The following is a 17380-nucleotide window of genomic DNA, read 5'->3' as shown; positions in this document are numbered from 1 at the left end:
TCATCGGCTCTCCACTCCCTGTTCGTTCACCGCCAGGGACCGTTGTGCGTTCACCCCACAGCTCCGCGGAACTGTCCGACGGGCCGACGGGAGTTCCATGGCGAGCACCAGTTCGACGCGATTGTCGAGTTCTTCGCTGCGGACGCCGTTGACGATCTGCACGCCGGCGATCGACGCGACGTGCCCGACCATGCTGAGACTCGTGGCCAGGAAGGCGGCGACGAAATCGGCTGCTGTGGCGGCGCCGGACGCAGATATCACCGCCAACGCCGGGCGGGCGGAGAACAGGTCGATGGCCGGGCCCCCGAAGTTACCGAAGATGACACCAGACCGACGAACGCACACGCCCAGTAGATGACCGGCGCCTGGTTGAATCGGGTCGCCAATGCCAGTGCAGTGCAGGCAGTTCCACGATCCATCCCGGGGAAGCGGCGCGATCAGTCCCATCCGAAGTCGCGAGAGGACTGCAATGCGAACGCAATTCCGGCAATCACGCCGGCCTCCTGGACCCAGCCCAGCGGGTTGACCCACGAAGCCCAGACGGGTGCCTCGATTGCGCGATGCGCCGATCAGGGACCTTCCGTTTCGAGGGAGTGAAAGGGCTAGTTAGTTAGCCTCTATTCCTGCGACGGAACGGAATACGACACCAGATCACAGATGCGTAAAGTTGCTCAATTCAGGGCCACTCACAAAGCCCACGACGGCACTCAAGCCTTCACGGATCGCCGGGGCCCGTCGGTCACCGAGGCGGGTTGACGAATGATGATGGATGCGCGGACAATTCCGGTAGGACATCCCCCTGCGGAAGGTTGTGGTCGCAGATGAGTCCAAGGCCGCCGGAAATGTCTGGGGCACCGAACGATCCGATTCCGCCCTGCACTCAGACCGGCATCACTACATCGGACTACACGCTTCAGTTCAAGGTGCCGAAAGGACTCATGCCGGACGACGCCGCGTTCAAAGGTTACGACGCTTCCCTGCGAGTGCACCGCGTCAGTCCCACCTACGATTCCAGCTTCTGCAAGGCGCGGATGGCGATCGTGCTCGTGCACGGCAAGACCCTGGCAGGGTCGACTTCGTTCGATTTTCAGCACACTTCCTCTACAGGTGCCTCGCTCAGCCTTCAGGAAGCTCTCGCCCGCGCCGGCATCGATACGTTTGCTCCCGACCTCCTTGGGTACGGGTTGTCGACGCGCTTCGCCGACGGCCTCGACAACCCCGCGAACGCCAGCCGCGAGCCGGGCTACGACAAAACTCGCAGCGAAAGGGTATTCCCCCTCAGACAGCAAACGAGGTACCTGGGCGACAACATCTCACCGCCCGCCGATGGACTCGGGGTCAATCCCCTCAGTGACGGCCCCCGGCCGCACATCAGTTCCAAATACTTCGCCAATACCGATGTATGGGCACGCGATATTCTGCAGGTCATCGATGATGCGAGAGACAAAACGCATCAGAAGGTCGCCCTGCTCGGCTACTCATTCGGGGGGCCACGTGTCGGCCGGGCTCTCTACAAGCTAGGCGCGAGCGCGCATGGGAAGATCAGCGAAGTCATCTTCATGTCGTCACTGTTCGACGCGCTCCCCGGCGCGCCTGGCCAACCCCCGACCTCTGTGTTCTATCCGACAGAAGAGCATGAACTGGACGAAAACGAGAGATCGACGACGTTCCCATTGACGCTCACCCAAACCCGCAGCCTTTGGGACAAGGGCAGGGTGGGGGCGGACGGCCAATGCACCGGACGGGTTCCTCCGGACGCACCCGAGGCACTGGCCAAACAGGAACAAGCACTCGACCCGATCGGCGCCAAATGGGGCGGCTCGGATCCGTACGGCCCCACAGGTCTCATCCGTACACCTACATTCACGGTCTCCGGGTGGAACAAGGAGGTCGCAGCGGACCTCAGGTTGCCGACGCTTGTTCTCCACGGCTCGATAGACGGAATAGCCCCTGTCGAGAACGCACACCACCTCTACGACGCGCTGACCACCGAAAAGAAGGTTCTCCTCGAGATCCGATGCGCCAGCCACATGATGCAATACGAAACGGCGCCAACCTGGGAAGGACCGCACAAAGCGACCGCTGACGCCATCATCGAGTGGATGTCCACCGAGACCTACGCAGGCGAATCCACGGGCCGCTTCTCGATCGATGCAAATGGTAACCGCGAGAGCATCATCACGAATCACGTTGTTGTATGACCTGATCGTTCAGCTCGGAATCGGGCGACGGTCGGAGGTGAAGTCGTCCCATCCCCCCACAGGACGACTGAAATGACACCCGCCCACGGCCGGCGCCGAGCGCATCGGCGCGGTTGCCGGCGGACGCCCGGCCGATTCGTCGACCAGCAGGCGGTCGGCGAACGTGGGACCCGTCAACTCTTCGGCGGAAGCGAGCGAGCGAATTCGACTCCGCGGGTGAGCCACTCGCGCGGATCTGCATCGTCCTCGACGCCTGCGGCCGTGACCCTCACCCAGCCGGTCATTTCACGCTCGCCCATCCTCGCCGGCAGGACCGAGAGATCGTCGACGAGCCGGTCGCGCAGTTCGGGTCCGACGCGCACAAGCAGACCCCCGTCACCACTGGCCGCGAGGGCCAGGTTGCCGCTCACCACGAAGGACAACCCGCCGAACATCTTTCGTTCGGCAATGGTCGGCCCCGATTCGATCGGATCCCGGATGCGGTCGGCCAATTCCTCGTCGTACGCCATTGGGCCAGTGTGAACCGATCACCCGCACTGTGCTGGTAAGTCCAGCAGGCGAAAGCGATGACTTCCGGGCCCGAATCGGGTCGACACTGGTAGTAGAGATCCCTTCGACTCCGGGAGAGGCCATGACCCGACAGACCGCCAATGCCCTACCTCCGATCGTCGGCCAGCAGACCTGGCGGGCAGCGCTCGACGACTTGCGGAGACGGGAGAAGGCCGCCACCCGCGAACTCGACGCCATCGCAGCGCAGCGCCGCAGGCTGCCGATGGTCGAGCTGCCCGACTACACGCTGATCGGCCCGAACGGCCCGATTCGACTCGCCGATGTGTTCCAGGACCGCTCGCAGCTCATCGTCTACCACCACATGTGGTCCGACGGCGCGGAGTGGCAGTGTGGCGGCTGTACCGGTCTCACGTCGCAGTGGACCCGGCTGGGCATCCTCGACAACTACGACGCCCGCATGGTCATCGTCACCAACGGGCCCATCGAAGAAGCACTGGCCTACAAGGCCAAGGTCGGCAACAAGATGGACTGGTACTCGTCCGCGGAGAGTTCGTTCGGCGCCGACGTCGACGCGCCGCCCGGCGGCGGCTTCGCCGTCAATGTGTTCCTTCGCGACGGCGACAAGGTCTACCGCACCTGGCACACCGCCGGCCGCGGAACCGAACAGCTCAGCTACACCTTCGCCCTGATCGACATCCTTCCGTGGGGCCGCCAGGAGGAATGGCAGGACTCTCCGGAGGGTTGGCCCAAATCGCCTACCTATTCCAAGTGGCTCGACTCCCCAGATGTCGCAAGGCTCTACGGCCCGGCCACCGACGCCCAGTAGGGGCACCCCCGATCAGCAAGCGCACGGCCACACCTGGACACCTCGCACCTGAACGACCCTCACTCTGCGAGGTAGCGCAGCATCACCACGGTGGCGAAGTGCCTCGTTTCGACCAATCGGAGCGGCAGACGCTTGTCCGATGTCGGGAACATCGGTGTGCCGCCGCCGAGCACCATGGGCGAGAGGAACAGCTGGTACTCGTCGATGAGGCCGTGTGGGATCAGCGACGCTGCGAGGTTCGCGCCACCGACCTCCATGACGCCATCGCCCGCGGCCTTGAGCTTGCGAACCTCCTCGACTGCGTTGTCACTGACCAGTCGGCTGTTCCAGTGGACCTCGGTCAGTGTGCGGGAGAAGACGACCTTGGGCTTCTGCGTCCAGAGCTCAGCGAACTCGCGTTCGATGCTCGACGCGTTGTCGGGCACGTGCGGCCAGTACTCGGCCATCAGCTCGTACAGTCGGCGGCCGTGCAGCGCGATCTCGAGCTGGCGGTATCTGTCGTTGTGGAACTGGTGCAGTTCGTCGTCGGGTTCGGTCCAGTCGATGTTGCCGTCGCGGTCGTTGATGTAGCCGTCGAGGGTCACGCCGTACCCGTAGATCAGTTTCCTCATGATCGGTTAGACCTCCGGTGCGCCCCGAACTCATCGGTTCGGGTTTCACACCGAGACTACGAGGACGGTCCTGTTCCGGCCCGGAAACCGGGCCGACGACCGGTCATCACGCGCGGTCGAGATCCGCGACGGGGTGATCCGGAATCCGAATGTCACCGCGTTCATCCGCGAGAAACCGGACAGGCGATTGCCGGTCCGCGGGCGCGCATACTGGAGCCAGGAGGTCATCATGCGCGCCTTACGGGGCCTGCTCGACGTGGTCCTGGGACTTCTCACGGCCGTGCTCGGCACCGTGCTCGGGATCGTCGCGGCCCTGCTGTGGCTCGTCGGCGGATTGCTGTGCGTGACGCTGATCCTGATTCCGCTGGGGCTCCCCGTCATCAGGCTCGCCGGTCGGCTGTTCGGCCTCGCCGGGAAGCTGATGCACGTCCCCTGACCCGTCTCGTCAACTATGCGACATCGTGTCCTGCGCGCGTTTTCTGCGCGATCGCCGGCAGTCGAGCGACCGCACTATTGTTGCCGGTCTCGACGATGCCCCGGGCGACCGCACCGCTGCCAGGCAATGCGAGTGTTCGGATCAACGCGTTCGGGGCATCGGCACCGAGATCCGCGCCACGATGTCCGCGTTCGCTGGATCGGCATACGGATCCGGCTGAATCCAGTGCACCGTGCCACGGCTCCGCGGATCGAGATCGACCCTCCGGCGCGTATCGTCCGGAGACTTCGCGGTGAGGCCGACGACGGCGACCCATTCCGTGCCGTCGGCGCTGCACGCTTTGTCGGCACGTCGCGACTGGGCCATCACACGGGCAACGGTGGCCGGATCATCGACCGGGATGAACTGCCGCTCGTCATCGAGCATCCGCACCGGGTGAGCATCGGGATCGACACGCACCACACCGTACCTGCGATCATTGCTCAGCATCGGATACGTTGGGCCGACAAGGAATAGGCGTCCATCGACGACGACGCTGCTACCGCCCTCGGCACAGACCCGTTCAATGGTCAGCGTCCCGTCCCCGGCACGATCACACCGGAACACCTCATATCGGGACGTAATCCAGCATCCGTCGCGGTCGGCGTGGACCTTGCGGGTCCACTGGTCCGTCGGCGGCTCGATCGTCAGCGGCAACAGATACTCGACTGTTCGCGGCGGTGCGTAACCCGTATCAACATGCAGTAGAACAGGATTCGACCGGTCCATCACCCACACGTCGGGCCCGTCGACGGAGACCGCGCCGGCGACGAACTCCCCTTTGGTGGCCGGTACGTCGTCGAGGTCCAGGTCGACCAGCACTCCGGTCCCCTGGAAGTGGTCCTCGGTCGAGGGCATGTCCCAATTCGACCAGTGGCGATGCGGGGTTGACTCGACCTCGGTCAGCCGCTCGGTGCCGTCCACGACGCGCAACCCCCTGCCGGCGTGTTCGATGCGCTGTTCGACAAGCTGGACCCGTCGAACCCTGCCGCGAACCCGAACAGGATGGTCGGACCCTGCCCAACGGATACCGGCGAAGAGTCTTCCGGTGAGCTCGACTCGCCCCGCCAGGGGCCGGTCGGACAACCACTCGGCGGACCAGCCGTCACCGATCACCTCGAGCGGCCACCGCAGTCCACCCTCCGGGTGGTTGTAGGGGGTGTGCCCGAACACCGGCCGTACGGTTGCCCGCACGGACTGCCCAAAGGGTGAGGGCGTTGGGCCGGTGAGGTCGAAGGTCAGCACGACTTCGACGACGTCACCGCGAGCGGGGGGTGCGAGCGCGCGATCATCGAGAACCCATCCCGGGACGAACACAGCAAGAGTGCGATCAGCCGTTTCGGCAGTCATCGTCAAAACCCCACGCACTCGACGATCCGATGGGCGACGCCATCGGGCGCAGGGCTACCTTGCTCCGAAGAATACCGTGACGGTCGATCTCGGGGTATCCATCGAAAATCGACGAACGGGCACCTGCCGACACCGACGTGACCTAGCAGAATTGGGGGCGTGCAGCAGCGCATTGGTCGGTTGACGACGACCGACGGCAGCACCCTGGCGTACGCCACGATCGGCGCCGGCCGGCCCCTCGTCTACGTCTCCGGCTGGCTCAGTCACCTGCAGCTGAGCTGGGAGCTGCCGGAGGAGCGGGCGTTCTACGAGGGTCTGGCGCAGGGCTGTCGGCTCGTGCGTTACGACCGAGCTGGTTGTGGGCTGTCGGCACCGTCGGCGCGGTCGCCGTCGCTGGCGCATGAGCTCGACCAGCTCGACGCGGTCGCCGCGGCCGTCGGTCCGGAGCCCTTCGACCTGATCGGCACCTCGATGGGCGCGCCGGTCGCGGTGGCGTGGTCGGCAGCGCACCCGGACACCGTCCGGCGGTTGGTGCTCTACGGCGGCTGGGTGTCCGGCGCGAACATTTCCCCGCCCAGCGTGCGGGAACACGTCCTCGGACTGGTCGAGTCGCATTGGGGACTCGGCTCGGACGTGCTCACCGAGATCTTCGCTCCCGACGCCGGTGCCACGATGCGCGAGGTGGTCGGTCGCTACCAGAGGGCCTGCTCCACCGCCGCCACTGCCCGGGCGCTCTTGGCGATGAGCTACGAGCTCGACGTCAGCGCCCTTCTCGCTCAGGTGCGCGCCCCGACGTTGGTGGTGCACCGAGCCCACGACCGGGCCGCTCCCGTCGAGCAGGCCGCAGCACTCGCCGAGGGCATCGCCGGCGCGCAGCTCATCGTGCTGCCCGGCCGCTCGCATCTGCCGTACGTGGGTGACGCGGACGCACTGGTGGGGACGGTTCGCCGGTTCCTCGGCCTGCGCGTCTCACGGCGGGGCACCCGAACGTTGACGGCCCGGCAGCGCGAGGTCGCGGCGCTGATCAGCGAGGGGTACACGAACCGCGAACTCGCCGCGCGGCTGGGCATCGATGAACGGTCCGCCGAGGGTCATGTCGAACGGATCCGCCTGCGCCTCGGATTCCGCTCGCGAGCCCAGATTGCTGCGTGGTACGCCGCAGGGCGCGACCGGCCGGAATCGGCGGGGTGAGGTAGTTCCACGCCTGACACGCCTCACGGTGTCGCGCATCGTTGTGAGATCGACAAACAACGAGACACCGCTGGAGCAGAGATGATCGACACGACTACCACCACCCCGTCAGCGACCGGCTTCGAGCCGCACGGCGGTCGGGGCCGCTTCAATGCCGCGTTCTTCCAGGTCATGGGTCCGTATCTGGAGTGGAACCTCCGCCCGCGCAAACGACGCGTGTTCAGCGGGCTTCCGCGCGAGGTCGTCGAGATCGGCCCGGGTGTCGGCGCCAACCTCCGATATCTCCCGCCCGGCGGCGCCCTCGTCGCCGTCGAACCGAACAGGTACATGCACGGCCGGCTGCACGCCGCAGCGCGCCGCCACGGCGTTCAGCTCGACCTGCGCGAGCGCACGGCCGAGCAGACGGGCCTCCCCGACCACAGTGTCGACAGCGTCATCTCCTCGCTCGTGCTCTGCTCGGTGCAGGATCCAGTGGCCGTGCTCACCGAGATCCGGCGCATCCTGCGCCCCGGCGGCACCTTCCGATTCGTCGAACACGTGGTGGCCAGGAGCGGCACACCGACCCGTGCCGCGCAACGGATCCTTCGCCGTCCGTGGGCCTGGACCTTCGAGGGCTGCTCATGCGAACGAGACCTGGAGCATTCCATGCACACCGCCGGGTTCGAGAGCGTCACCATGGACCGCTACCGGGTTCACACCCCGTTCCTCCCGTTCAATACCCACATCGCAGGCACTGCGACGGCGTGAAGCAGCGCATCGCAGTCGACCGGGAGCGTGAGCCGCTACGCGATTCCATCCTCTCGCTCGATCGTCATACGTCGCTCGCAGCCGCGGACATCGATTCTCGGGAAGAATCGGACACGTTGAGCTCCGGAGACAGAATTCGGACGTTTGCCGGATCCTTGGGGAGTTCGTCACGTGCCGGTCGCGGGCCAGGTTGGGACTGCCGGCGCGACCTGGTGGTGAATCCGAATGCGCCACAACATATCGCCGCAGGCGCTGTTCAATACGAGTAAGCGAGCCGCGCAGCATGTTGCCGCGCGGCTCGCCAGATCAACCGGCCCGTCGGCTTCTTCGACTTGCGCCGTGTCCCACCAGCAGGCCGCAGCCGGTGGATCAGTGGAGGCGCTGAGCTGTGTGAACCGCCCCCGCGAGTCCGGAGACTGCTCGGGCCGCGACCACGAAACACCGGATTGCTCAGGCCACCGAGGTGGTGGCCTGAGCGATGAGGTGTTCGACGAGCGTTATCAGTACGGATTTGCACGACTCGCGATCACGCGCGTCGCACAGCACGACGGGGGTACTGGTGTCGAGGTCGAGTGCCTCGCGAACCTCGTCGGTTGTGTAGGCCTGGGCGCTGTCGAAGCAGTTCACCGCGACCGCGAACGAGACTCCGCGCCGTTCGAAGAAGTCGATGGCGGCGAACGAGTTCTCCAACCGACGGGTGTCCGCCAGAACGACGGCACCGAGGGCTCCGCGCACCAGTTCGTCCCAAAGGAACCAGAACCGGTCCTGTCCAGGCGTACCGAACAGGTACAGAACCAGCCTTTCATCGATGGTGATACGACCGAAGTCCAGCGCCACCGTGGTCGTGGTTTTGCCCTCCACGCCCGACAAATCGTCGATGCCGGTGGACAATTCGGTGATCGTTTCCTCGGTGCGCAGTGGTGCGATCTCGCTGACTGCGGACACCATCGTGGTCTTACCGACTCCAAAGCCGCCGGCTACGAGGATTTTGACCGAAGCAGCCAGGTCGGCTGAGGACGCATTGTCATGCATGGTTGTCTACAGCTTTCGGATTCCATCGAGCACTGCTTGCAGAATGTTCAGGTCGCCGATCCCGGCAATGTCGTTGACGGAGTCGTTGCCGGCGGGAGTCCGGAAGTTCAGCATTCCCTCGGCGATGAGATCACCGACCAGGATTTTGGTAACCGCCAGAGGCAGATTCAGGTGTGCCGAGACCTCGGCCACCGACTGCGCAGTGCGGCACAACTGAACGATCTCCTCGTACTCCGTTTCGACGTGCTGCAGCCGCGGAGCGGGGGACACGGTCACGACCAGCGTGAGCATGTCGAGATCGTGTCCCGCGCCCATCGTGCGGCCCCGTGTGACGGCGTACGGGCGAACCAGAGGACCCGCCGCATCGTCGAACCACGCTTGCCCCATACCTGTCACGGCAACCTACGCTCCATGCTCGGCCGCGCCGATACGAGGATCGGCGGACAGATGGCTACCGACTCGCTGCACGGTCAGGTTCATTTCGTACGCGACCATACCCAGATTCGCGGTGTCGGCGGCCTGCAATGCGATACATGCGTTGCTACCGGCCGCCGTCACGAACAGCACCGCGTTCTCCAGTTCGATGACGGCCTGGCGAACACCGCCGCCCTGAAAGCGACGTCCCGCGCTGCGTGCCAGCCCGTACAGAGTGGCCGACATGGCGCAGAAGTGCTCGGCGTCCTCACGGCTCATGGACGTGGACCGGCCCAGCAACAGCCCATCGGTGGAAAGCACGACCGCGTAGCGCACCCCGGCAAGACGATTGACCAGATCGTCGAGAAGCCAGTTCAGATCACCTGAGTTAGAAGTCGTCACCTTCACCTTCCTTCACCTTCCATTTCGTCCCCGGTTGTATACCCGGGCGGGGGTGCCGAATGCCGAGCCTGCTCGGTACCGTACGCGATCGCGGAGAACAGATCTCGCGCCTGTTCCGCCGATCGTGACGGCTGCTGCGCTTCCATCTCGAATTCAGGATCGTGCGCCAGTTCCGGCGCCAGACTGGCCTGCCGACGACGGCGAGGAAGGCCTGGGCGACCGTCACCACCGTTGTCGGGCAACGGTTGCGGGGTGCGGTACTCCGGTTCGACAGCTGCTGTCGGCAGCTCGTGCCACGGCGTCGTCACATCATGCTCCGTGTACTCGGCGTACGGCGCGTTGTCGGTCTGCTCGACGATCGCCCACTCCTGCGACGGTTCCACCGACCGCACGGGCTGTTCGGGGGGAAGCTCCGAAATGGGCGGTGCCAGTGTTGCGACACCCGTTGCAGCCGATGCAGATTCGGTCGACTCGAGAGCCGGCATCGCGGTGGCCATCATCCTCTCGGTGCGACGTCCGCCGAATCGATCGGGCTGGTGGTCGGCCATGGGTGCCGCGTCGGCGGCGACCACCGAGTTCGGCACCAGCACGATGGCGCGAATGCCGCCGTACACGGATTCGGTCAGCTGAACCGAGATTCCGTGCCGTGCCCCCAGCTGCGAGACGATGAACACGCCCAGGCGTGAAGTCGCCGAGAGGCTGTCGACACCGAAATCCGGGGGATTGCGCAGCGTCTCGTTGACGCGGTCGAGCTCTTCCGCGGACATTCCCATGCCCTGATCGATGATCTCGATCGCGACTCCCTTGCCGACCACGTTGCCGCTCACTTCGACGCGTGACTGCGGCGGCGAGAACGCCGTCGCATTGTCGACCAGTTCGGCGAGCAGGTGGATGAGGTCGGCGACCACGTTGCCGACGATGTACACCTGAGGCATGCGGCGGGTGTGGACCCGCGTGTAGTCGAGGCTCTCACCGATCGCGCTCCGCACCAGATCGACGAGTGGCACCGGACTCCGCCACTGGCGGCCGGGCTCGCCGCCGCCGAGAATGATGAGGTTCTCGGCATTGCGGCGTTCGCGGGTCGCCAGGTGGTCGAGTCGGAAGAAGGTCTCCAGCATGGCGGGATCCTCTTGGCGCTGTTCGGCCTCGTCCAGGACCTCGAGTTGCCGGTGCACCACCATCTGGCTTCGGTGGGCGATGTTGAGGAACACCGCGCGCACCCCCTCGCGGGTGCGAGCCTCGGCGACCGCGGCGGACACGGCCGCTTCGTGCGCGCGGTTGAAGGCCTGCGCCACCGAGCCGATCTCGTCGTCACCGAAGTCCAGGCGCGCAGCACTGGGATCGATCTGCTCACCCGCACCCAGCTTTCGCATGGTTTCGGGCAGTTCGACCTCTGCCAGGTCCAGTGTTTCCTTGCGCAGGCGCTTGAGCCGCCCGATCAGTCGGTTGGCCAGCCACAGCGACAGCAGGAACGCCACGAGCGCGAGCGCCAGCACGGCCGCACCCACCAACAGTGAGTTCATCGCGGTGCGTTTGCCCTCGTCGGCAGCAATCCGGTTCGCCTGGTCGTTCAGGCCGTTCCACGCGTCGATCACGCCTTCGGACATCTGTTCCTGCGCGGTGTGCCACTCGGCGAAGGTCATGGGCGGTGGGGCGACGTCACCGTCCTTGTCCGGCTCCGGGGGATTGATGAGGTAATCCTCCATCGCGGCCACCTGCTGCCAGCCGGGGGATGCCAGTGCCGCCTGGATCTTCTCGGCAGCAGGATCGGTACCCAGGTCGGCGGCGAGCTGTGGAAGTGCGACCCGGTAGGACCCGACCAGATTTCGATAGTCGTTGCGCAGCGGACCGCTGCTGAGCTGTCCTTGCAGTTCGGCAGCGGTGAGCGCGGCGGAGCGCGACATTCCCTCCATCGCGTGCAGGATGCGCACGCCATTGATGAGTGCGACGCCGACCTCGGCGCTGGGCGCGTTGGTGGTGATGAGGTTGGTGCCGAGCGCAACCGCGTCGAGAATTTGGTTGTAGATGGAGTACGTGTCGACGATCGACATTCGTCCTGCGTCGATCTGACCGCGAATCTGAGGCAGGGCGGCGGCCAAGGTGTCGAACCCACCCGTGTCGGCACCCATGGCGCCTTGCGACACGCTCTGCAGCTTTGCTGCGTAGGGGGCCAGCTCCGCGAACGCGGCGTCGAGCGTGGTCCGTGCTACGCCCAGCGCGGCCGGATCGCTCTGTTCACCGGAGAGGTGCCACAGCGACAGCATCCGCTCCTGTTCCACACCGGCAACCACGTCGCGAGCGCGGCTCACGGCATCCCGGTTCGCTTCCGCCCACTGTTCGGACTGTCGGCCTTCACGGATCAGGTAGCCAGCTGTGCCTACACCGATTCCGAGCAACGCCAGGCTGGGAACCAATGCGATGGCCAGGATCCGGGCTCGGATGCCGAGGCGCACTTTAAACATCGGGGGAATATAGCTGGCCGAATCTCATATGTGTACTTCGGCCTCGATTACCCGATCCTTCCTGATTCGGCCGGGCCGCTTGGTGTTTAACGCTAGCCCAGGACGCGGCAAACATGGATAGCAAAGCTAACGAATTCCTTTGTTCGCGGAGTGCTGCTCGATACGATGCGGACCTGGCCGATGGGGACCACCCCAGCGAACAGCTGGCGCGTGACACAGGTTTCCGACAAAGAGGGACCGGTTTCGCACGAAGATGCACGAATCGAAGAGGCCCCCTGGTCCTCCGCCGTACGGTCGCCGTCCTCTGAACACGCCCGAAGGCGCCGATTCGAGTAGATGACCACTCGTGGCGAACGATGAACGCCAGCCCGAGACGGACACGAGCCCCACCAGTTGAGGCCCCGAACACAACCCACCGGCTATCCCACGGGAAATACCCGAACCGGAGCTGCGGCCATCATTTTGCAACTCATGACGTCTACTGGTGCGGCCGCACGGTCACCCCAAACCCCTCGACATCCCAGGACGCCTGATCGCCCTACCGTGAGAACAGCGGACGCTTCGTCCCGCTGTTCGCCGATCACCGCATCGTCTCCGGTTTCGTGTCCAGGAATCGACCGATATCCGTTCGCCACTGCCACACAGTGCGTCCCCCACCTGCTCGTCGGCGAAAGCGTCCAGCGGGCGCGTCCGACGCGAGGTGGCGTGGCCGGATGCGCAGGCGCAGCCGTTAGCGTTGACGCCATGGAACTTGGAGTGCACTTCGCGCTTTCCGACCGCCTGGCAGCGGAGCTTCTCGACGCGCGTGGCGACGACGGCAGGCTCGGCGGGGTCGTCGAGGACATCGAGGAGACAGGACGCGCCGAGTTCTCGTGCGACACGGACAAGGCGTGGGACCCGATCCTGTGTGCCCTCTCCAGCGCCGGGTACCAGCGCGTGCCCGAGAACTGGCCGGCGTACGGCGTGATCCTGGGGGACGAGGACCTCAACACGGACACCGACGACCAACTGATCACCTACCTGGCACCCGACCGGGTCGGCGAAGTCGCCGGGTACCTGACCGGCATCACCGAATCCGATTTCGGCGCAGGCTACGACGCGATGCCGCTCGACGATCGCAACCCCGAGTACGGCGCGGACGAGCGCGCATATGCCTGGGGTTGGCTGCAGGAAGTGAAGGACTTCTTCCAGCGCGCGGACCGCGACGACCGGCACGTGGTGTTCACCGTGCGATTCTGATTGCCCGCTCAGGCCGTTCGAAACCGCCCGCGCCACGGCGGACACCGGCGATCGCATGAACAACCACGGCCCACTCGAGGGCAGACCAGCATGCGGGCTCGATCTCGGCTACTGGTCCGACACGCTGTCCGTCGCGCTCGACGGCCCGCGGTAGGCAGGGCCAACACAAGCCTGCTGACCACGGACCCGGTCTGGACCCTCACAGCGCGTGCGATCATGTTGACGTGGGTGCTGGGGCTACTGCCGCGGCGTGGGCCGAGCAGCAGATCGCTTCTGTGCGCGACGATCCGGCTGGCCGGATCGCGCTCATGCACCGCTGCTACCACGGCCCGTACGGCCAGGCCCCGCGGCATCTCCCGTTCCGCCGGGCCGCGATGTCGTTCATGCGATGGCAATTCCGGCGAGGTTTGCTGCAACCACTGTCCAGCGACCATCCCGGTAGCCCGTGGTGGCGTGCGGTGAACGAGCGGATCATTCGTGACGGATGTGAGGCCGTGGCCCTGAGCGGGGACTTCACCGGGCCGACCTCCTCGCAGACGGTCGACTTCTGGATGTCCTTCGCCGACTACCCGACCGCTAGGGCCTGGTATCGGGCGCACAACGGGAGCGTCGTCGCTGCCTACCTCGAGCACCGCGACCTGGCGGGCGACGAGAACGAGGCCGAGCGCTTCTTCATGAACGTCGTGCTCTGCCGAGTGCTGTACAGCCACGCCCTCGTCGCAGCCCCCCGAATCTCGCTGGGATGGCTACGCCCCCTCGCCCCGTTCCTCGGTGACCCGAGACTGGGGATGACCGGAATCTTCCTGCAGCTGTCGCGGGTGCTTCCGGACGAGTACCCACTCGGCGAGGGGGTACGTTCCTACCTCGATGCCGAGCTCGGATTCGGCCGGGCCCTGGACTACGGGGTGATCATCCCACGGCTGCAGCAGCTCTACGAGTGGTCGTCTCACGAGCTCGCAGCGCCCGGCCTGCTGGACTGTATCCGCGACGGAGCCCCAACCTACGCATGGTCATTCGAGGACCGCGACGTCTGGCAGCCCCCGCAGTCGTTCGTCGTCCGGATGGCCCGACGGGCGCTCCGACCGGAGCGACGAGCCTGAGCGGCCGACATCAGTGTCCCCCACCGATACTCGGGCCCTGTGCCGTGATGGAACGGGGCGTCAACCTCTTCTGATCGGAGCCGTCCGGATTCATCGAGGCGAGCTCCGGACGGCTCGAGGTGGACACATCGGTCACCGGATCCCCCGACTGCGTCGTCGCCCTGGTGTAGAGGATGCGAGAACCGTCGGGGGTGAACTCCGGATGAACCGCGTACGTGTCGGTCAACGGCGTGATGTCTCCACCACCGGCGGGCATCGAGTAGATCTCGGAGCCGTTGTTGCCGCCACGGTTGCTCGAGAAGACCAGGGTGGAGCCGTCAGGTGAGTATGCAGGGTCCGCGTTCCAGAACTGGTCCCGCAGAATCACCTTCGATTCCCCACCCGCCGTCGGCACCTCGACGATGTATCCGCCGACGTTGAAGACCACCCGCGACCCGTCGGGCGTGAACGTCGGCCCGGAAGCGGACTCCTCCTCGGCGATGACCCGCACGTCGGAACCGTCGGTGTTCATGATGCTGATACTGCCGCCGCTCGCGAACGCGATGGACGACCCGTCCGGCGAGAAGGCCGGCTGATAGCCACCCTCGTGAACAGTTCTCGTCTCACCCGATTCGAGATCCACCACCTCGATGAACCTCCCGCCCCGGGTGTAGGCCAGCAGCGCGCCGTCCGGTGACAGCGCGGCGTAGGTGCCGTATCGGCCATCGGACATGTCGTCGGCCACGGTCGGGGTGACCTGCCGCAGACCGCTGCCGTCGATGTTCGCCACGAAAACCTGCCCCCACCCGTCGTCGAAGGACACGATCACGGGCGAAGGTCGCGAGTCGTCCGCGCACCCTGCCAAGACGGATGCGGCGGCGAGAACGGGCAACAACCGGGAGAATCGCATCGAGTGATGATCGCAGCAGCCGGCCGTGCGGGCCGGGAAGCCGCACAGAATCGGAGTGCTGGACAACCGCCGCCCGAGGGAGCAGCGGGTAGCCTACTGCCATGGTCGTTCAGCGGACTTCCCACCATGTGGCCGGATCCCGCGACGCCGCGGTCGAGGGTGACAAGCCCGTGCGGATCGCCAGGATCGCACCGGCTCCTTCGGGACCGAATGGGCGTCACGCCACTCACCGGGGCACCCGGCCGGCGGCCGGCCCTGCCGAGCCCGTCACCCCGACGAAGCAAACCACCGGCGCGCCGGAGCGGCTGTGGCGTGAGGTTGTCGGAGAGCAGATCCGCCGGATCCGCACCGAGCGCGCCGAGCGTTTGACGGACGTCGCGCAGCGGGCCGGCGTCTCGCCGCAGTACCTGTCGGAGATCGAGCGCGGCGTGAAGGATCCGTCGTCCGAGTTGCTTGCCGCGGTCGCCGGCGCGCTCGGCACCACCGTCGAGGGTTTGGCTCAGCGGGCGTACCGTCTCACCCCGGTCGTGCCGCTGGGTGCCGCACCGCGTGCAGCCACCGGACGACGGGCACTACAGGGCCCGGTGTGCCTGGCGGCCTGAAGATTCCGCGGCGGTGCGGCTGGCGCACCGTCGCCCGTGCCGAGGCATCGTCAGGCCATCTCGCGGTCGGCGACGACGGTGTCGACGATGCCGTAGTCGATCGCCGCTTCGGGGGCGAGAACGAGTTGCCGCTCGATGTCGCGGCGTACCTGTTCGGCCTCGCGTCCGGTGCTGTCCGCAAGGATCTGTTCCTGCAGCCTGCGGACCCGTTCGATCTCCTCGGCCTCGAGGACGAGGTCGGGGATGGCCGCACGACCACCCTCGGTCATCGGTGGATGCAGGACAACTCGCCCGTGGCGCAGGATCGCCCGCCGGCCCGGGGCACCCCCGGCCAACAGCAGCGCCACGCTGCCCACCGCCTCGCCCACACAGGTCGTCTCGATCGGCGCGCGGACGAACTGCATCGCGTCGTACACGGCCAGGACCGCAGGGACGGCACCACCCGGAGAGTTGATGTACAGCGAGATCGGCCGGTCCGGTGCCTCGCTCTCCAGGTGAAGTAGTTGCGCGATGACGGCGTTCGCAACTCCCTGATCGACTGCGGTGCCCAGGTACACGATCCGCTCGGCGAGCAACCGACTGTAGACGTCGACCGTGCGTTCACCCGTCGAGGTCGTCAGCGTGACGTAGGGGATGGTGTAGGTGCTCACCTGGCCACCCCCAGACCGAAGGACCGCGGGAGCCGACGCGGGACGACCTCGTCGAGGGTGGTCACGATCCGGTCGACGAAGCCGTAGTCGAGCGCCTGGTCCGCGGTGAACCAGCGGTCCCGCACCGAATCCTCGGTGACCTGAGCGAGAGATCTGCCGGTGTCCTCGGCGATGCACGCGAGGACGGTGTCACGGGTGTGGCGGATGTCGTCGGCCTGGATCGCGATGTCGGGAGCGGAGCCTCCCATACCGCCGGACCCCTGATGCAGCAACACCTTCGCGTGTGGGAGGGTCACTCGCTTGCCGTGGGTTCCTGCCGACAGCAGGAACTGCCCCGCGCTGTAGGCCATGCCGAGGTTCACGGTCGTGACATCGTTGGGCACGGCGCGCATGCAGTCGCGAATGGCCAGCATGCCCGGCACCGAACCGCCCGGCGAGTTGATCACCAGCGCGATGTCCGACTCCGGGTCCTCGGCGGCGAGGACCAGCAATGCGGTGCAGATGCGGTTCGTGTTGGACTGTTCGAGCGCGTCGCCAAGCAGAATCATCCGCTGCGCGAACAGGCGTTGGTTCAGGTCGCGGTCGAGGACCGCGGTGGGATCAATCGTGTTCTCGGACATGCCCCAACCCTGCGGTCCGGAAGTCCGGCGGGCAACGCCACGCTGCTGTGAGCGGATCC

General features: G+C 66.0%; 19 protein-coding genes. 8 read left to right on the top strand and 11 right to left on the bottom strand.

What is annotated here, in order from left to right; translation table 11 throughout:
* Nucleotides 1-447 carry a hypothetical protein gene (locus ACWEPG_RS25435; RefSeq protein WP_452595617.1) on the bottom strand — a complete coding sequence of 149 codons (447 nt, stop codon included), beginning with the start codon at nt 445-447 and terminating at the stop codon, nt 1-3.
* A 491-nt stretch (nt 448-938) separates the two neighbouring features.
* Here ACWEPG_RS25435 and ACWEPG_RS25430 point away from each other — a divergent pair, with 491 nt between their 5' ends.
* Nucleotides 939-2201, top strand: coding sequence for an alpha/beta hydrolase (locus ACWEPG_RS25430; RefSeq protein ID WP_452595616.1), 1263 nt, complete (start codon nt 939-941; stop codon nt 2199-2201).
* 173 nt (nt 2202-2374) lie between these two features.
* Here ACWEPG_RS25430 and ACWEPG_RS25425 read toward each other — a convergent pair whose 3' ends face one another.
* Nucleotides 2375-2710, bottom strand: coding sequence for a TfoX/Sxy family protein (locus tag ACWEPG_RS25425; protein ID WP_452595615.1), 336 nt, complete (start codon nt 2708-2710; stop codon nt 2375-2377).
* 122 nt (nt 2711-2832) lie between these two features.
* On the opposite strand from ACWEPG_RS25425, the gene ACWEPG_RS25420 reads away from it, so the two are divergent.
* A complete protein-coding gene (locus tag ACWEPG_RS25420) occupies nt 2833-3537 on the top strand; it encodes a DUF899 domain-containing protein (RefSeq protein WP_452595614.1) in 705 nt (234 codons plus the stop codon).
* 59 nt (nt 3538-3596) lie between these two features.
* On the opposite strand, the gene ACWEPG_RS25415 is transcribed toward ACWEPG_RS25420, so the two are convergent.
* Nucleotides 3597-4148: a dihydrofolate reductase family protein gene (locus ACWEPG_RS25415; protein WP_450136085.1), complete on the bottom strand. Its 552-nt coding sequence runs from the start codon at nt 4146-4148 to the stop codon at nt 3597-3599.
* 229 nt (nt 4149-4377) lie between these two features.
* Here ACWEPG_RS25415 and ACWEPG_RS25410 point away from each other — a divergent pair, with 229 nt between their 5' ends.
* Entirely contained in the window at nt 4378-4584 is a 207-nt protein-coding gene (locus ACWEPG_RS25410) for a hypothetical protein (RefSeq protein WP_450113996.1), read from the top strand.
* Nucleotides 4585-4725: 141 nt separating this feature from the next.
* On the opposite strand, the gene ACWEPG_RS25405 is transcribed toward ACWEPG_RS25410, so the two are convergent.
* Nucleotides 4726-5739, bottom strand: coding sequence for a hypothetical protein (locus tag ACWEPG_RS25405; protein WP_452595613.1), 1014 nt, complete (start codon nt 5737-5739; stop codon nt 4726-4728).
* 393 nt (nt 5740-6132) lie between these two features.
* Here ACWEPG_RS25405 and ACWEPG_RS25400 point away from each other — a divergent pair, with 393 nt between their 5' ends.
* Together ACWEPG_RS25400 and ACWEPG_RS25395 are read left to right on the top strand one after the other, a co-directional pair.
* Nucleotides 6133-7164, top strand: coding sequence for an alpha/beta fold hydrolase (locus tag ACWEPG_RS25400; RefSeq protein ID WP_452595612.1), 1032 nt, complete (start codon nt 6133-6135; stop codon nt 7162-7164).
* 81 nt (nt 7165-7245) lie between these two features.
* A complete protein-coding gene (locus ACWEPG_RS25395) occupies nt 7246-7911 on the top strand; it encodes a methyltransferase domain-containing protein (protein WP_452595611.1) in 666 nt (221 codons plus the stop codon).
* Between the two features lie 450 nt (nt 7912-8361).
* Here ACWEPG_RS25395 and ACWEPG_RS25390 read toward each other — a convergent pair whose 3' ends face one another.
* From ACWEPG_RS25390 to ACWEPG_RS25375, 4 genes are read right to left on the bottom strand one after another with little or no spacing between them, the layout of a single operon-like run.
* A complete protein-coding gene (locus ACWEPG_RS25390; RefSeq protein ID WP_450114000.1) occupies nt 8362-8943 on the bottom strand; it encodes a GTP-binding protein in 582 nt (193 codons plus the stop codon).
* A gap of 6 nt (nt 8944-8949) precedes the next feature.
* Entirely contained in the window at nt 8950-9339 is a 390-nt protein-coding gene (locus tag ACWEPG_RS25385) for a DUF742 domain-containing protein (protein ID WP_450114001.1), read from the bottom strand.
* Nucleotides 9340-9345: 6 nt separating this feature from the next.
* Complete coding sequence (locus ACWEPG_RS25380) at nt 9346-9759, bottom strand: roadblock/LC7 domain-containing protein (RefSeq protein WP_450114051.1); 414 nt, start codon at nt 9757-9759, stop codon at nt 9346-9348.
* Between the two features lie 2 nt (nt 9760-9761).
* Nucleotides 9762-12221: a sensor histidine kinase gene (locus tag ACWEPG_RS25375; protein WP_450114002.1), complete on the bottom strand. Its 2460-nt coding sequence runs from the start codon at nt 12219-12221 to the stop codon at nt 9762-9764.
* 744 nt (nt 12222-12965) lie between these two features.
* Here ACWEPG_RS25375 and ACWEPG_RS25370 point away from each other — a divergent pair.
* Entirely contained in the window at nt 12966-13460 is a 495-nt protein-coding gene (locus ACWEPG_RS25370) for a DUF1877 family protein (RefSeq protein WP_450114003.1), read from the top strand.
* Nucleotides 13461-13684: 224 nt separating this feature from the next.
* Nucleotides 13685-14560: a hypothetical protein gene (locus ACWEPG_RS25365; RefSeq protein WP_450114004.1), complete on the top strand. Its 876-nt coding sequence runs from the start codon at nt 13685-13687 to the stop codon at nt 14558-14560.
* A 10-nt stretch (nt 14561-14570) separates the two neighbouring features.
* Here ACWEPG_RS25365 and ACWEPG_RS25360 read toward each other — a convergent pair whose 3' ends face one another.
* Nucleotides 14571-15368 carry a TolB family protein gene (locus ACWEPG_RS25360; protein ID WP_450114005.1) on the bottom strand — a complete coding sequence of 266 codons (798 nt, stop codon included), beginning with the start codon at nt 15366-15368 and terminating at the stop codon, nt 14571-14573.
* A 182-nt stretch (nt 15369-15550) separates the two neighbouring features.
* Between ACWEPG_RS25360 and ACWEPG_RS25355 the strand changes: the two genes are divergently transcribed.
* A complete protein-coding gene (locus ACWEPG_RS25355; protein ID WP_450114006.1) occupies nt 15551-16051 on the top strand; it encodes a helix-turn-helix domain-containing protein in 501 nt (166 codons plus the stop codon).
* Between the two features lie 50 nt (nt 16052-16101).
* Here ACWEPG_RS25355 and ACWEPG_RS25350 read toward each other — a convergent pair whose 3' ends face one another.
* Nucleotides 16102-16701: a ClpP family protease gene (locus ACWEPG_RS25350; protein WP_450114007.1), complete on the bottom strand. Its 600-nt coding sequence runs from the start codon at nt 16699-16701 to the stop codon at nt 16102-16104.
* Nucleotides 16698-17321 carry a ClpP family protease gene (locus ACWEPG_RS25345; RefSeq protein ID WP_450114008.1) on the bottom strand — a complete coding sequence of 208 codons (624 nt, stop codon included), beginning with the start codon at nt 17319-17321 and terminating at the stop codon, nt 16698-16700. The genes ACWEPG_RS25350 and ACWEPG_RS25345 overlap by 4 nt, the downstream gene beginning before the upstream one ends.
* Nucleotides 17322-17380 lie beyond the last annotated feature (59 nt).

The organism is Rhodococcus sp. NPDC004095 (assembly GCF_053604015.1).
This window is presented reverse-complemented; position numbering and strand designations above follow the sequence as displayed.

Coding starts and splice junctions, on each gene's coding strand:
- ACWEPG_RS25420 (WP_452595614.1), top strand. CDS start 2,833: ATGACCCGACAGACCGCCAATGCCCTACCTCCGATCGTCGGCCAGCAG.
- ACWEPG_RS25410 (WP_450113996.1), top strand. CDS start 4,378: ATGCGCGCCTTACGGGGCCTGCTCGACGTGGTCCTGGGACTTCTCACG.
- ACWEPG_RS25395 (WP_452595611.1), top strand. CDS start 7,246: ATGATCGACACGACTACCACCACCCCGTCAGCGACCGGCTTCGAGCCG.
- ACWEPG_RS25425 (WP_452595615.1), bottom strand. CDS start 2,710: ATGGCGTACGACGAGGAATTGGCCGACCGCATCCGGGATCCGATCGAA.
- ACWEPG_RS25390 (WP_450114000.1), bottom strand. CDS start 8,943: ATGCATGACAATGCGTCCTCAGCCGACCTGGCTGCTTCGGTCAAAATC.
- ACWEPG_RS25375 (WP_450114002.1), bottom strand. CDS start 12,221: ATGTTTAAAGTGCGCCTCGGCATCCGAGCCCGGATCCTGGCCATCGCA.
- ACWEPG_RS25345 (WP_450114008.1), bottom strand. CDS start 17,321: ATGTCCGAGAACACGATTGATCCCACCGCGGTCCTCGACCGCGACCTG.
- ACWEPG_RS25430 (WP_452595616.1), top strand. CDS start 939: ATGCCGGACGACGCCGCGTTCAAAGGTTACGACGCTTCCCTGCGAGTG.
- ACWEPG_RS25355 (WP_450114006.1), top strand. CDS start 15,551: ATGGTCGTTCAGCGGACTTCCCACCATGTGGCCGGATCCCGCGACGCC.
- ACWEPG_RS25370 (WP_450114003.1), top strand. CDS start 12,966: ATGGAACTTGGAGTGCACTTCGCGCTTTCCGACCGCCTGGCAGCGGAG.
- ACWEPG_RS25435 (WP_452595617.1), bottom strand. CDS start 447: ATGGGACTGATCGCGCCGCTTCCCCGGGATGGATCGTGGAACTGCCTG.
- ACWEPG_RS25415 (WP_450136085.1), bottom strand. CDS start 4,148: ATGAGGAAACTGATCTACGGGTACGGCGTGACCCTCGACGGCTACATC.